The following is an 11,229-nucleotide window of genomic DNA, read 5'->3' as shown; positions in this document are numbered from 1 at the left end:
AGTCCACATCACCGCTCAACGAGCCGCGATGAGCAGTGCTACGCCGACAAGCCGAACACCACCCTGGAGTGTCCAGATAAGAACCTGCTCGGCCGCTACAGCTTCACCGCCTCCACCCCGGCCGCCGGCGCCCTGCGCCCGCTGCGCGATCCGGAGACGCCGGAACTCGACGACGACGAGGACGGCACCGGCTAAGGGGCGTCCGGCGATCAGCGTCCCGCGAGGCCGGGACAGGCCGGCGGTGGACAATCCGCGTGCACCCAATGATCAAGTTGCGGAACACTGTGCCGATGAGCCCCTCAGCTTCTCAGACATCGCAGGAACGGGCCCTTCGACATGTCGCAGAACTGGCGTCGGGTCCTCCGATGGACTTGGCGCTGCGGGTGACCTTGAACTTCCATCCGGACCGTCTGTTGCACGCCAAGCCGATCCTGGACGCCATGGCTGAGGACGGCACCTACCGCTCCCAGTTCGTCACAGGGACCAGCAACGGTGGACTGACCGCGCATCCAGGAGGCGATCGGTGGCGCTGGGAGAGCCGGATCTTCGGCGGGGCCTATGACGAAGGGACCGCGGATGAACGGCCTGTCTACGGGGCGTTGAACTTCCGTCGCCATCCGGTCGGCGCGGCGCCGCGGTTCGGGTCCGCCCACTTCCGGCTGACTGCCGAAACGCTCGCGCGGACCACGTTCTGCTACCCGGATAGTTTCCTCGAACCTTCAGATTTCGGTGTCGCGGCCCGCATGGGGCTCATTGAGCTTGCCCTGGCCGACCATCAGGACGAGCTCGACGACTACATCGAGGCGCAGGTGCACGGGCCCGTCCGGCTGCGCGGCCATGTGGAGGCGCTGGTCCTGGACCCCTGCTACCGGGATACGACAGTCGAGGCCGCGGCTGTGCGTACTGGCTGCCCAGTGGAGTGGCACCCAGGCTTCCGACTCAAGATCGAGGGACTCCGCCGTCATCCCGGCTACCGCGGCCAGGAGTACGTCGACTTGGCCACGCAGATCGCGGTCGATGGAGTGCTCGATCCTCGGATCGTCGGAAATGCTGCACGTGCCGACCGCTACGACCCACAGGCCGTCAAGAAGGTGTGGCACTACCTGGCGCGATTCGGGGCACCCTCGAAGGTCACTGGCAGGCCGACGACTCCGGAACCGACGGAGGGAGCTGTACTCGATAGCCTTCGTTGAGGCGGTCAACGGTGTGATGGCCCTTGACATCCGCACGCCATGCGTAGCTCCGGGTAGCGATCGTCACCCACGGTGATTCTCATAAACGTTCATCTGTGAGAGTTCTGCGAGAGCCCCCGGAGTGATCACGTTTCCGCAGGTCGCCGTTCGCAAAAGTCCTCTCGAAACTGGCATGTTGTGCGAGGCACTTCTGAGAGACTTCCCGGATGGACCTCACGCCCGATCGAGCCGCATTGGCGGTAGAACGCCACGACTGCCCGAACTGTGACGCGCCCGCCGGCTCCGCCTGCCGCACCCGGGGCGGGAAGACCGCCGCGAAGTACCACACCCCCCGCTTCGTCCTCGTCCCCGCGCTCCGCGAGGAACTCGAAGTGCTCGTCCCCGCCGACCGCCACCCCGGCCGCGCGTGGAAGCAGGGCCCGGCGCTCGCCGTCGTGCCCGCGCCCCGCACCGAGCGCCCGGTCCGCATCGGGTACGCCAGGACATCGACCGCCCGGCAGGAACTGGCGAGCCAGCTCGAAGCCCTCCACCGTGCGGAGTGCCACAAGGTCTTCAAGGAGCAGATCAGCACCCGGGTGAAGATCCGGCCCGAACTGGAGAAGGCGCTCGCCCTGGCCCACCAGTTCAAGGAGGCCGCGCCCGAGACCCCGGTCATCCTCACTGTCCACGAGCTCAAGCGCCTCGCCAGGAACGCCGCCGAGCTGATGACGCTGTCCGCCGAACTCCAGGCCGGCGGCCTCCAGCTCGAACTCCTCACCGGCCCGCTCACCGGCATCTACGACCCCAACGGCATGGGCGCCATGTTCTTCGCCGTCCTCGCCGTCGCCGGGCAGATCGAGCGCAACTACATCCGGGAGAAGACCCTCGAAGGCCAAGTCATCGCCGCGTCCAAGGGCAACCACGGCGGACGCCCCAAGGTCATCGACGACGACATGCTCACCTTCGCCGTCGCGCTCAAGGACAAGGGCGTCCCCGTCCCCGACATCGCCAAGAAGCTCACCATCAAGGTCGGGAAGAACGCGGGCAAGTCCCCGTCGGTCGCCTCGCTCTACCGGGCGCTCGCGGAAGCCGAGGCCGCCGCGGTGGACGACGGCCTGCCGATGCGGCCCAAGCCCGTCCGTATCCGCCAGCCCGGAGAGCCCCTCACCGCCGAGGAGATCGAGCTACGCGAACGGCTCCAGGCCCAGCCCCACCCGAACGCCGAGCTGCGGTAGACCCACCCACAACCTGCATCGATCCCATGATCACCGGCTTAGCGTTAACCGCTGTACCGCTGTTCCCCGAGGCCGGGGTGAACCGCCCCAAGGTTCTGCGTGGCAGCCAGCCTTGGGGCGGACCCGCCCTGTTGGGGCGCTCTGCGGGGCGCCCCGAGAGTTCCGCTCTACGCCAGGGCGCGCACGGTGTTCGTGGGCCGGTCCGGCGTCGGGCCACAGGCAGTGCTCCGTCCTGTCCGCGCGCCAGGCCGTACAGCCCAGTCAGGGAGTTTGCGCGAGCGCGGACCGGACTATGAACGCCCCGGCGGCCTCACGGCCCGCTTGACGCCTGCGGCGACGTTCAGAACCCGACAGGGATCCCGAGGGCACCCCCGACTGCCTGAGCGAGGCCTGTCGCGAGAACGGGAGGCATGTACGTCTTCGCGCTCGCCCAAACCCGCTGCCCGAGCTGACGAACGCGCCCCGGATCGGGCTCGGCGGCGACGAGCTCAGCCTGCAGCGCCTCGACATCAGCCTCGACAACGGTCCGATCCTCGGCCGACAGGTCCGCGGTCCGCGCAGCGGCCAAGACCTCACGAGCGAAGTCCGCGAGCTGCCCGGGGTCGTAACCAAAGGTGTTGTGTTGGACGTTGCCCTGGCCCATCTGGGGCGCGCCCCCGTTGACCGTGACGTTCCAGGTGTGCTGCGCGCTGGGCTGCTGCTCGTTCAAGATTCCCTCGCAGGAATGAGTAGTTGTGGGACTCGCCGTCGTGCCGGGTTGGGCCGAGCCTGCTCACCCCGCCTCTCGGCCGTACGCATGCGCCATCGCCGTTACCCACCAAGAATGCGCGTGACGGCCATGACGGCTATCTGGATGCTGTCCGGCGTCACCAGAGTTTCCTGGATGCCTTCGAGCAGGCGGCGGATGCGGGCCGGCTGCGGATTTTCCCGTCCCGCCTCACGCTCCAGAGCCTCAACGTCCTCGGCAATCAGCTCGCGGACGGGCTCCGGCACGTTCATCGAGGGGACCAAGCCGTTGAGGTCGCGTACAAGCTGCATAACCTGGGCCAGGTCGTAGCCAAAGGTGTTGTGCTGGACGTTGCCCTGGCCCATCTGGGGCGCGCCGCCATTGACCGTGACCTGCCAGTTCTGCTGAATCCCGCTGGGCTGCTGACCGGCCAGGAAACCCTGTACGTCTACGTTGTCGGTCCACCCGCACCTCCGGCCCTGCGGGGTGAGCGTGATCGCTGTCGGACGACCGCCGTCCCGCTCGACCGTGACCAGCTTCTCGGCCTCAAGGAACTCGATCGCGCTAAAGATCTCGTCGATCGTCAGCACGGTGTCCAGGACCCGGGCGTGCCTGGAGAACAGGAACTCCTGCAGCTCAAGCGTGTGCTTGGGGAACTTGTCCGTTGCCGCGGCGATCAACCCGTTGAGCGCCATGTCGTAGCGGACGATCGGACGGTCCCGGTCACGCAGAAGCTGCTCCGCCTTGACAGCGCCGCGGGGGGTGAGTTGACAGGCCAACCCAGACGCGACTTCCAGGCTCTCGACCATGTCCGCGTGCTGGAGGTGACTGATCAGGGTGAGCAGACGGTCGTCGCCCAGTGTTCCCGACTCGGGCAGCTGGTCGACCTCGATGTACTCCTGCGTGCTGCCTTTGGCCTGCTGATACATCGCCAGCAGCAGGAGAGCCGAGTCCTGTTCCGTATCCACTGCCCGATGGTAGGGCGCCGACTCGGCAACGGTCCCCGGGATCAGGAAAAGAAGTGGCCTTCAAGGTCGCTGCACGCCCCGCTGAGCCCCAATCAGGCAGCGAAGGGGTCGTTTCCCACCCCGCTCCATGCGGAGCCCCCAGGAGGCGACTCAGGGATCGCCCGCCTGGCCCGTTTAGTCGCCGCGCGAAGCGCGTCCGCTTCGTGGTTGACCGGCACGTCGCCACCTAGGCCAGCCCCCACGGCGCGGGCCCCGTCACCACCCGGGCCACGACGAGGGAGTCAGCGGCGCACCGGCATTCACCCAAGAGGGTGACGGGGCCCGCGCCTCCCTCTTCTGACCCCTAACAGGCCCTCGCGCCCGCTTCTGCGGCTCTCCGCCGCTCCGCTTGTCGTGTCCCTGCGGGACTACGGGGGCTCCGGTTCCCACACAGGCGCTCCCTGCGCCCGGGGGTTCGCCGTGTCAGGTGGGAGTGTGTCCGGTACCAGGGGTGCCGGACACACTCCCACGGAGGATGAGCGCGAGGGCCAGTTAGGGGGCGAGGCGATTTCGTGAGGACCGGCTCGGCCGGCTCTTCGGCTCTTCGGCGCACCGGATCCGCGCTTTGCTGGCCTTCCCCCAACGAGACAACCTCTGCGGCGCTCGCGCCGTCGGACGCGGCGAAGCCGCTCGCGCGGGCTCACGCGCTACTACATGCAGATGCCCTCCGGGCGTCAGCGGCGCACGCGCCGAAGGCGCTGTCTGTGGTTTCTGCAGTGGGGGTTCATAGGTGGTGGTTAAAGGGGTGACGTGTGCGTCACCGGGGGGGGTGTCGTACACGTCACCGGGGGGGGTGTCGTACACGTCACCCCCTACTGACCTGCGAAAACGATTGAGTTAACGGAGGGGAGGTTTTCCGGCTCCCGGGGCGTCGTACACGTCACCCCGTGTCTGACCTGCGCGAACGATCGATTTAGCGCTTCAGGCCCGACGCAGGATTAAGGCGACCGGAAACAGCGGCCGCCTGGCTCGCCCACCTCGGACAAGATCCGTCTCAGAGGGAAGACCGCGACCATCCCGAGGGGGACCACGTCATGGGTAAGCACACGACGAAGAAGGCCAAGTCGGCGCCGCCGCTGTCCGTCAGCAGGCTTCGGGAGGGCTGGCCGGGCCCCGGAGGCACCCGCATCCGCCTCGCCCGCCCGCAGGACGTCGAGACGGCGAACACCCTCATGGGCACCACCGGGGACGGAGTGCGGATCATTCCCGTGCTGCGGACGGCGATCGAGGACAGCAAGGCTGCCTCCTCCATGCTTGCCGGCCTCGGCGCCAGGACGGCGTTCTTCGACGCGGCCTCCGTCGCGTTCGCCGAGCTGCCCATGAGCGAAGCCCTGACCACCATCTCCCTGACACTGGTCGCGGCCGACGAGGCGTGCCAGTAAGAACGCTGTCACCAGCCGCAAGGAAGGGTGCGCGTTACGTGGACGCGGCATGCATGACGTCGCGGCCTACGGCACCGAGGTGATCTTGGTGTCTCACGAGTGATCGCCACCCGGCTCAGGCATCCTCTCCGCCTCCTTCCGCCAGTGTTCGAGGTTCTGTCGAATGATCGGCAGGTGGGGGTGGTCTTCGCCCTGCACCCGGATTCGGTCGGCGAGGAGGTCGGCGTAGGCCTGCGCGGCCCCGGCCGCATCCCCCGCCTCCCCCCGCATGGCAGCGAGGTTGCCCCGGGTGGTGAGGGTTTGGGGATGGTCTTCGCCCAGCACGCGCACCATGGACTCCAAGAGGCCAGCGAAGGCCTGCACGGCCCCGGCCGCATCCCCCGCCTCCCCCCGCATGGCAGCGAGGTTGTTCCGGGCGATGAGGGTTTGGGGATGGTCTTCGCCCAGCACCCGGATTCGGTCGGCGAGGAGGTCGGCGAAGGCCTGCGCGGCCCCGTCCGCATCCCCCGCATCCCTCAGCATGACGGCGAGGTTGTTCCGGGTGGTGAGGGTGTCGGGGTGGTCTTCGCCCAGCACCGGCACCATGGACTCCAAGAGGCCAGTGAAGGCCTGCGCGGCCCCGGCCGCATCCCGTGCCTGCCCCAGCCAGCGGGCGAGGTTGCCCCGGGTGATGAGGGTTTGGGGGTGGTCTTCGCCCTGCACCCGGATTCGGTCGGCGAGGAGGTCGGCGTAGGCCTGCGCGGCCCCGGCCGCATCCCCCGCCTCCCCCCGCATGGCAGCGAGGTTGCCCCGGGTGGTGAGGGTTTGGGGATGGTCTTCGCCCAGCACCCGGATTCGGTCGGCGAGGAGGTCGGCGAAGGCCTGGGCGGCCCCGGCCGCATCCCCCGCCTCCCCCCGCATGACGGCGAGATTGCCCCGGGTGGTGAGGGTGTCGGGGTGGTCTTCGCCCAAGCGGTTGTCGGTGATGTCGGTGAGGTGCTGGAAGTGGTCGATGGCGGCGGTGACCTGACCGGATTCACCGAGGCTGAGGCCGAGGCGGTACAGCACCGGGTGCACGCCCGGCCGGTACAGGGCGTCTTCGGCATAGCGGGTGAGGCCGTCGGCGTTGGTGCGCAGGACCTGAGCGAAGTCGGTGTCGCGTTCGACGTCGGGCCAGGCGGCCCAGAGTGCGTCGGCGGCGGTGCGCGTTGCCTGGTGGTGCTGATGGGGCGTGAGGGTCTCGCGTGTAGCACGCTGGATGAGCTGATGGACGCGGACGGCCTGGTAGGGAGTGTCCCGTTGGTGGTCGATGAGGCTGAGCCGGTCCAGAGCGCGCAGGGTGCGTACCGCGTCCGCGGGGGAGACGGGGGTTTGCTGCGGGGTGGGGCCGGTTGTGGTGCGGTGTGCGGCGAGGTAGGCGCGGGCGCTCTGGCCGGTGAGAACGTCCTGGGGGATGCCGTTGGCGTCAAGGAGGGCGGCGAGGTGGAGCATGGGGCGAGCCAGGCCAGCGGGGCGCAGTGTGTCAGCGCGGTCGATGGACAGGGACCAGGCGGCGGCAAGGGCGGTGCCCTGCTCGTCAGGCAGGGCATCGGGGGCGAGGTGGTCGAGTGTGGTGGCGCGGTCGGCCAGCAGATGCCGGTAGGCGGCAGCTGTTTCGCCGGAGTCGATGAGGTAGGCGGTGGCCTGGGCCAGGGCCAGGGGCAGGTGTCCGAGGTCGTGTGCGAGGGCAGTGAGCTGGTCTGCCGGCTCGGTGCGGCCCTGGGCGTTCAGGGATGCGGTGAGGTAGGCAAGGGATTCGTCGGGGGTGAACAGGCCGACCTCGATCCGCCGACGGCCCTCTCCGAAGAGGGCGGCGTCGCGGCGGCGGGTGGTGAGCAGTACCCGGCCGTGGGGGCTGGCCGGCGGCCACAGGCTGTAGCGGTGGGCGGGGTCGTCGGGGTGAACGATCAGATCATTGGGGTCGGCGACATCATCGAGGACGATCAGCCACCGGCACGGCCGCTGCCCGGGCTTGGGAGCCAGCCAGGCCAGGAACTGTTTCGCGGCCTGTTCGGGGTCGTCGGTGTCGGCCCGGCACAACTCGACACCGGCCTGCGCGAATCCGCTCACCACGGCCGACCGGGCGCTCGCGGTCACCCAGACCAGGACGTCCAGGCCGCCGTCGTCCCAAGCCGCGCGGGCATACTCGGCGGCGAGCTGGGTTTTGCCGACCCCGCCCATCCCCGTCAGCACCTGGGAAAGCACCGCAGTGCCCCCGCCCTCGACCGCCGCCCGCAGCCGGTCCCCCTCCCCGCGGTGCTGAAAAGACCGTGCCGGCAGCGGGACCACACCGACCTGGTGCGGCCACAGCGGGCCTCTCTTCGCGGGCAGATGGTACTGGTGGGTGATGGAGTTGTTGTCACCGGTAACGATGTCCCGGACCGTGATCTCGTTGCCGTCGCCCGGGACCCCGAGACCGATGTCCCCGCCGGCCACCAGCCCGCGCTCGCCCGGCACCGTCCTCCCCGGCCCGCCCTCGTTCTCGTTCTTGCTGCGTCGGAAGGCGCTCATGGCTGCTGGTTCCCGTCACCGGTGATGGCCTCGCCGATACTGCCGTCCGCGGCCACGCCGCGTTCCCCGGGAACGGCCAGGCCGCCCGCGCCGCCACCTGTGCCTGCTGGCGGTAGGGGCCCGGGGGCAGGCGTGGTGAGGTGGTTGTTGTCGCCGGTCACCGCCCGCCCGATCCCACCGCGGGCCTGCACGGACCGGGCACCGGCCACGGGCGGAGTGCCCTCGCCGCGGGTGAGCGCGAACACCGACACACCCAGCCCGATTACCCCCACACCGGCCCCCACCACGCTGGCGGTCTTGTCCGCCGTCTCCAGGTCCGCCACTACCACGACAAGCACCAGTCCCATGACCGCCACGGTGCACACCACCGCGACAGCCGCCCACACCTTCCGCCCAGCCATCCTGAGCCCCCTCGTCCAGCTGTCGTTCCGCTGGCCCCGTCTCTGAGCCGCCCGTCGAACCTAGCGGCCAGCGGGCCCAGACGGGCGGGTTCATCCCAGGCGGTCCCGAGGCGACGAGGGCGCCGCAGCGGTCGGCTTCCACCGGTCGCGGTGCTGAACATGACGCCACTTGTTTGCCGTTGGTGGCAGCGTTCTTACCGGCACCCCGACGACCAGGAACAGGTCCTTGGCGTGCTGTCGGCCACTGCCCTCGGCACGTTCATCGAGATCGCCACCAGCAACGGATACGCCCTGCCGCAGGCCATGGCCCTGGGCCTGTTCGTCGCCAAGATTCACGGCCTGGCCGTGGCCGAGCCTGCCCGCGGTCAGGGCATCGCTGCCGAACTCCTCAAGGGCGCCTGGCAGGTCCACCAGCAACTCGGCTACCGCCTGCTGTACGGCTCTTATGAGGCCGACCGCGACCTGAAGGTCTTCTACACGCGCCTCGGGTACAACGTTCACGCCCCCGGGGAGCACTTCCCCCTGGACCGGATCTCCCTGCCGTTCCGGCTCGGTGCGGGCGACGACCAGTGCATGTTCACCCGCTGGCGTCCCCGAGGCTGAGCACGGCCAAGGCCGCCAGCGATCCGGGGCCGACCATGCCGCCGGGCGCCCCGCCGCCGGAGGGTCAGTTGGCCGCCGGAGGGCCAGCTGGCGAAGCGGAAGTGCGGACACCGCGAAGCCCGCCAGTGACCGGGCGGGGGCGTAGACAGGGGCAGCGCCCGTCAGCGCTCTGCTGACGTAGAGGGAGGAGCGCTACAGAGGGCAGCAGAGTCGTCCCCTCCCGGTTTGGAAGGGGGCGACTCCGCGGGTCTCACACCTGCGCGTACTGCGCGAGCTCGGGGTGTTCGCGCAGCAGCTCCTCGCGGAGTCGCTTGTTCTCCTCGGTGTCAGCGATCCGCTTACGTTCGCGTTCGGCTGTTGCCCGGGCCTCGGCTGCCCGCTCCTCACGCTCGTCGTACTCGGCGTACGCGTCTTCCAGCATCCCGTTCCAAGCGAGGACATCGGCGAAGCGCTGCCGCTCGGCCTCCTGGGCGGCGAGCTCGGCGGCGAGCTTCTTCGTTGCGGCGGCCATCTCCTCCCGGCAGGTGTCGCAGATGCCGTCCGCCGGGCGTTCACCCTTGCCCGGCTTCCTGCACTGCTCGTTCTCGCACGTCCACCACACCGTGGCTGGCCCCTGCTGCCCGCGCTGACCGGGCACGTGGCCCGCCCGGTGATCGGCCTTGCGGTCCATGGCTCGCTGCTCACACTTCGGGCAGGCGTTGCCGGTGTGGATGATGACCCGGTCCTCACACATCGGGTCCGGGCAGTCGGTCGACGGGCGGACCAGGCCGACCGCGACGCCAACCGGGGAAGCGATGCCCTTGCCGCCAGGCAGCAGGTCCTTCATGTAACCGTGAGCGAACCAGCGCCGCTGTACTCGCGCGGCGAGCTGGTCGGGCGTACGCCCACCGTCGAGCGCATCGAGGATCGCGTCCCGGATCGCGTTCGGACGGTACTTCGGCAGCAGTTGGACGAGCTCGGCGGGCCAGGCCGCCTCCACCGTCGCCACGGCGGCCGCCTGCTCCTTGGTCATCCGGACCTGGCCGGTCTTACCCGGCTTCTTCGCAGGCGACTTCCCCGACGCCTTTTTCGCCGCCTTCGGAGCGACGGGGGCTTCCGGCGCCGTGTCCGGGAGGATGGCGCCGGTGCCCCCGGGAGCCACCGGCGCGGCAGGGTCGTCTCCGGGGGCCAGGGTCTCGTTCGGGATGCCCAAAGCCTCGGCCGCCGCGGTGCCCGGCCGGAACGAGCCTTCGATGGGTGGCTCTGCCCAGGCCTCGGCGCGCTTCTGCTTCGGCGTCGTGATCGTGGGGAAGGGCACGCCGGTGCCGCCGTACCTGTCCCACGGGCCGTGCAGGAAGTACCGGCTGGACGCCGTCGAGCCGTCCGGCCGGGTGCGCTCCTTGTCGGAGATCAGCTTCAGCTCCCGCAGGTGCGCGAGCGCCCGCTGGATAACCCGCTCGGACTTCTCCGCCTCGGCTGCCAGGAGCGGCACCGACGGGAAGCAGGAGAACCGTTCGTCCGCGCGGTCCGCCAGGCGGCTGAGCACGAACTTGGCGGTGATGTTGCCGACCTTGAGGGTGGCCGCGTACGTCTGCGCTTCGTTGCTCATCCCGCGACCCCCGCGACCGGGCCGGCGCCGGTGAGAGCAGCGACCTTGAGCAGGGGCATGTTCGTCATGACATCGGTGTATCCGTCAAAGCGGACACGCCCGTGAGTAACCTTCCGGTCATCCCTGAGCCCCAGCACCAGCACGATGGCCTTCTGCCCGACGGTGGCGACAGTCGCGTACACCGACTTGAAATTCGGGGAAAGGTCGCCACGGGCGGTGCATGTGCCGTCGTAGGCGGTGCGGACGTCGAACTCGATGTGGTCCAAACCGATCGACGCCCCGGCCGGGCGGAATGCGGAAGACGTCATCGCGCACCCTCGGCGAAGATCAGACGAGTGTGTACGAGGGCGGGTCGCCTGCAAGCTGGTGTGCAGCTGCGGCGAAGGACGGACAGGTCAGACACGGGAACGTTCTCCCCTGATGGGGAGCCGTGGACGGCAATGTGACCAGACAGGGCCCGAAGATGGTGGCCTCTGGATGGGAGGCCACCTATTCTGGGTATCGGTGACCACGCGGGCCTAGGCCCACGGGCATCACCCCCGGCGAGGTCACCTCACCGGACACGACTCGGAGCTGTGAGAGGCG

The 11,229-nt window shown here is 69.3% G+C and carries 11 protein-coding genes; 5 read left to right on the top strand and 6 right to left on the bottom strand.

Annotated features, from left to right (window positions below):
• The 3 genes from ACFCZ1_RS27085 to ACFCZ1_RS27075 form a co-directional block, all read left to right on the top strand.
• The coding region (locus tag ACFCZ1_RS27085) for a hypothetical protein (protein WP_376680875.1) at positions 1 to 195 on the top strand (195 nt) is incomplete at its 5' end.
• A 170-nt stretch (positions 196 to 365) separates the two neighbouring features.
• A complete protein-coding gene (locus ACFCZ1_RS27080) occupies positions 366 to 1,193 on the top strand; it encodes a DUF3626 domain-containing protein (protein WP_376680874.1) in 828 nt (275 codons plus the stop codon).
• 206 nt (positions 1,194 to 1,399) lie between these two features.
• The gene (locus ACFCZ1_RS27075) at positions 1,400 to 2,407 is read left to right on the top strand and encodes a recombinase family protein (RefSeq protein WP_376680873.1); all 1,008 of its coding nucleotides are present in this window, start codon (positions 1,400 to 1,402) and stop codon (positions 2,405 to 2,407) included.
• A gap of 340 nt (positions 2,408 to 2,747) precedes the next feature.
• Here the strand turns inward: ACFCZ1_RS27075 and ACFCZ1_RS27070 are convergent, their stop codons facing one another.
• The gene (locus ACFCZ1_RS27070) at positions 2,748 to 3,116 is read right to left on the bottom strand and encodes a hypothetical protein (protein ID WP_376680872.1); all 369 of its coding nucleotides are present in this window, start codon (positions 3,114 to 3,116) and stop codon (positions 2,748 to 2,750) included.
• A 101-nt stretch (positions 3,117 to 3,217) separates the two neighbouring features.
• The gene (locus tag ACFCZ1_RS27065; protein WP_376680871.1) at positions 3,218 to 4,102 is read right to left on the bottom strand and encodes a hypothetical protein; all 885 of its coding nucleotides are present in this window, start codon (positions 4,100 to 4,102) and stop codon (positions 3,218 to 3,220) included.
• 1,073 nt (positions 4,103 to 5,175) lie between these two features.
• Here ACFCZ1_RS27065 and ACFCZ1_RS27060 point away from each other — a divergent pair.
• The gene (locus tag ACFCZ1_RS27060; RefSeq protein ID WP_376680870.1) at positions 5,176 to 5,523 is read left to right on the top strand and encodes a hypothetical protein; all 348 of its coding nucleotides are present in this window, start codon (positions 5,176 to 5,178) and stop codon (positions 5,521 to 5,523) included.
• Between the two features lie 93 nt (positions 5,524 to 5,616).
• Here ACFCZ1_RS27060 and ACFCZ1_RS27055 read toward each other — a convergent pair whose 3' ends face one another.
• The gene (locus tag ACFCZ1_RS27055; protein WP_376680869.1) at positions 5,617 to 8,052 is read right to left on the bottom strand and encodes a tetratricopeptide repeat protein; all 2,436 of its coding nucleotides are present in this window, start codon (positions 8,050 to 8,052) and stop codon (positions 5,617 to 5,619) included.
• Positions 8,049 to 8,399, bottom strand: a complete 351-nt coding sequence (locus ACFCZ1_RS27050; protein WP_376680868.1) for a hypothetical protein — start codon at positions 8,397 to 8,399, stop codon at positions 8,049 to 8,051. The genes ACFCZ1_RS27055 and ACFCZ1_RS27050 overlap by 4 nt, the downstream gene beginning before the upstream one ends.
• A 213-nt stretch (positions 8,400 to 8,612) precedes the next feature.
• Here ACFCZ1_RS27050 and ACFCZ1_RS27045 point away from each other — a divergent pair, with 213 nt between their 5' ends.
• A complete protein-coding gene (locus ACFCZ1_RS27045; RefSeq protein WP_376680867.1) occupies positions 8,613 to 9,056 on the top strand; it encodes a GNAT family N-acetyltransferase in 444 nt (147 codons plus the stop codon).
• 250 nt (positions 9,057 to 9,306) lie between these two features.
• On the opposite strand, the gene ACFCZ1_RS27040 is transcribed toward ACFCZ1_RS27045, so the two are convergent.
• Together ACFCZ1_RS27040 and ACFCZ1_RS27035 are read right to left on the bottom strand one after the other, a co-directional pair.
• Complete coding sequence (locus ACFCZ1_RS27040) at positions 9,307 to 10,644, bottom strand: helix-turn-helix domain-containing protein (RefSeq protein WP_376680866.1); 1,338 nt, start codon at positions 10,642 to 10,644, stop codon at positions 9,307 to 9,309.
• Entirely contained in the window at positions 10,641 to 10,952 is a 312-nt protein-coding gene (locus tag ACFCZ1_RS27035; RefSeq protein ID WP_376680865.1) for a hypothetical protein, read from the bottom strand. The genes ACFCZ1_RS27040 and ACFCZ1_RS27035 overlap by 4 nt, the downstream gene beginning before the upstream one ends.
• Positions 10,953 to 11,229 lie beyond the last annotated feature (277 nt).

It is taken from the genome of Streptomyces sp. NPDC056224 (assembly GCF_042267665.1).
GTDB lineage: Bacteria > Actinomycetota > Actinomycetes > Streptomycetales > Streptomycetaceae > Streptomyces.
This window is presented reverse-complemented; position numbering and strand designations above follow the sequence as displayed.